Source organism: Nitrososphaerales archaeon, assembly GCA_025058425.1.
Classification (GTDB): Archaea; Thermoproteota; Nitrososphaeria; order Nitrososphaerales; family JANXEG01; genus JANXEG01.
In genome coordinates, this window is record JANXEG010000083.1 from 1 (window position 1) to 2542 (window position 2542).

The window sequence follows — 2542 nt, forward strand, 5'->3', positions numbered from 1 at the left end:
ATCTAAATTATCTCGAATCCTAGGGTCGATCTTCATCGATCTTAAAAAGGGAATTTAGGTAAACTTAAATAAGATCTGCACGAAAGAGAGGAGGGTTGAATTATGCAGACATTGTTATTGATCATCTTCTTCGTCCTATTAAACAGCTCTATATCACTTATTGGAATCCTATTCTTACCCTTTAATAGAGCGGTAATTAATAAAATTCTGATGACTTTAGTGGCTTTCGCATCTGGCGCACTATTGGGAGGTGCCTTTCTCCATCTGATACCTGAGGGTTATGAAATAGGTGGCGAGATGGGATTCGCTTATGTCCTCTCAAGTATTTTAATATTTTTCATTCTGGAGAAGTTTCTACGATGGAGGCATTGCCATGATATAGAATGTAAAATTCATGCATTCGCCTATTTAAATCTCATAGGGGATAGCATTCACAATTGTATAGATGGTGTCATCATTGCTACGAGCTTTTTAGTTAGTGTAGAGTTGGGTATAATAACCGCTATTGCGGTGATTATACATGAAGTGCCGCAGGAAGTTGGGGACTTTGGTGTCCTTCTATATGGAGGTTTCGATAAAATGAGGGCTTTATTGTATAATTTTGTAGCTCAGGTAAGCTCGATCCTCGGTGCAATCTCCACTTACTACCTCGCTAGTTATATCGAATATCTTCTACCACCTCTAGTTTCTTTGGCTGCAGGAGGTTTTATCTATATTGGTGCAACAGACCTCTTTCCCGAGCTCCATAAAAGGGTGAATGTTAAAGATTCTATCCATCAATTTATGGCTTTGCTTCTAGGTGTAATAATAATGTGGTCTTTAAAGATTATCTTCGAATGATCGAATCGCAAGAATTCATAATTCAGATTATAAAATATAAGGTATTCGATTATGAGTGTTTAACTCATAATCAAAGCATTTCCGACGAGCTCGTGCACTCCTCCAACCGCTATCGGTATTTTAAGGTGTGAAAAGTAATCAGAAAAAGCGGCTTTATCGATCGCACAGATACATGCAAGAAAGTTCGCCCCGGTCGCTTTTATCGCATCTATCTTCGGTTTAACAGCCTTTAGCCTTAACTCTAAAAGTTCATCTGCTAACAATCCACCTCCCGAGCAGCAACACATAGTCTTTTCCCTATTTAAGTTAGGATCGAGCTCCACATAGTTGTTACATACATGCTTCAGTATGTACCTCGGTTCTTCGATCAAGCCCATGACCCTTGCCGGATTACAAGAATCATGGTAGGTTACGATGTATTGGTCATTTGCTTTAGGGTTAAGTTTAAGCTTACCATGCTTTATAAGATCTGCCGTAAATTCACATATATGGACGAACTTGGTCGATGCCGCCCTTTTAAATTTAGTCCCCGTGATCGGTGATTTTGGCTCTTCAAGAAAATCCAGAGGTTCGTTCATCGTACCCATAAATGCATGAATGACCCTCCACATATGCCCACACTCCCCTCCAAGTAGCCATTTTACACCTAGCCTTTTCGCTTCGGCAACGATCTTCTTATTCAGCTTCTTCATAGTTTCATAAGTTAACCAGGTCCCAAAGTTACCACCTTCACTAGCGTAAGTACTGATCGTATAATCGAGCCCGATATGATGAAATAGTTTCACCCATCCCTTAAATGTACCCCAATGTGGTCCTCCAAAGAAGTCTGCTGAAGGTGTGATGAACAGGATCTCCGCGCCTTTTTTATTTATAGGAACCTTGACCTCAACTCCAGTTTCCTCCTTTATCTCTTCCTCGACAAGTTGAATCGAGCTAAGGAGTGCTGCAGGGGGTATGCCCATGTGATTCCCGACCAGATGGCACTTTGCTATCGACTCTGTGAGGGATCTAGGCGTTAAACCTATTGCCGCAAGTACCTCTCTCGCCGCTCTTGTAATCTCGGCTGTATCTATTCCATAAGGACAAAAGACCGAGCATCTCCTACATTCGGAGCATTGGTAGAAGTAAGTATACCAAAGATTAATCATACCTTCATCGAGCTCTTTAGCACCTACCAGACTCCTGAAGAGCCTACCTGTTAATGTAAAGTACCTTCTATAGATAGATCTCAATAACTCCTGCCTTGCCACGGGCATATTATGAGGGTCAAGGGTTCCAAGAAAGAATGGGCATTTATCGGTACAAGCACCACACTGCACACATATATCGAGGAATAACTGAAGAGAACGGTACCTCCCTTTTAACTCTTTCAACTTATTAAGAGCCACTTCTTTCCAGTTTGGTGGGAGGTTGAAGTCTTTATGGCTCCATTCTCTTGGGAATGGGAGTTTTAATATATCCATATCCTTCTTCTTCGTCGCATACAATCTGTACTTCATCGATGGATAGGTAGTATCTATCTTCACTTCCTCTCACCTTCAGACCCGATTTCCTCTAACTCTTCCTTATATTCATTGTAGTAATCTTCCCAAGGTCTGATCTCAACCTTTACCTTATCATTCCAAGGGTTGATGTGTCTTTTGGCTCTCGCAATATTCCTCTGATTTCTCGTCGGGCTTAGTATGACCCCGATCATATGCAT

At 41.3% G+C, this 2542-nt stretch carries 3 protein-coding genes; 1 reads left to right on the forward strand and 2 read right to left on the reverse strand.

Translation table 11 applies throughout. The annotated features are described in order from the left end of the window. Nucleotides 1-102: 102 nt before the first annotated feature. Nucleotides 103-840 (forward strand): ZIP family metal transporter, encoded by a 738-nt coding sequence (locus tag NZ896_06760; protein MCS7117144.1) that lies wholly within the window; start codon nucleotides 103-105, stop codon nucleotides 838-840. 59 nt (nucleotides 841-899) lie between these two features. Here the strand turns inward: NZ896_06760 and NZ896_06765 are convergent, their stop codons facing one another. Continuing rightward, on the reverse strand, nucleotides 900-2366 hold the full coding sequence (locus NZ896_06765) for a (Fe-S)-binding protein (GenBank protein MCS7117145.1): 1467 nt from the start codon (nucleotides 2364-2366) through the stop codon (nucleotides 900-902). Then, on the reverse strand, nucleotides 2363-2542 hold a 180-nt coding region (locus NZ896_06770), incomplete at its 5' end, for a hypothetical protein (GenBank protein MCS7117146.1). The genes NZ896_06770 and NZ896_06765, both read right to left, overlap by 4 nt.

What these genes read in the sequence shown, in the direction of transcription:
- NZ896_06760 (MCS7117144.1), top strand. Translation starts at nt 103, where the DNA reads ATGCAGACATTGTTATTGATCATCTTCTTCGTCCTATTAAACAGCTCT.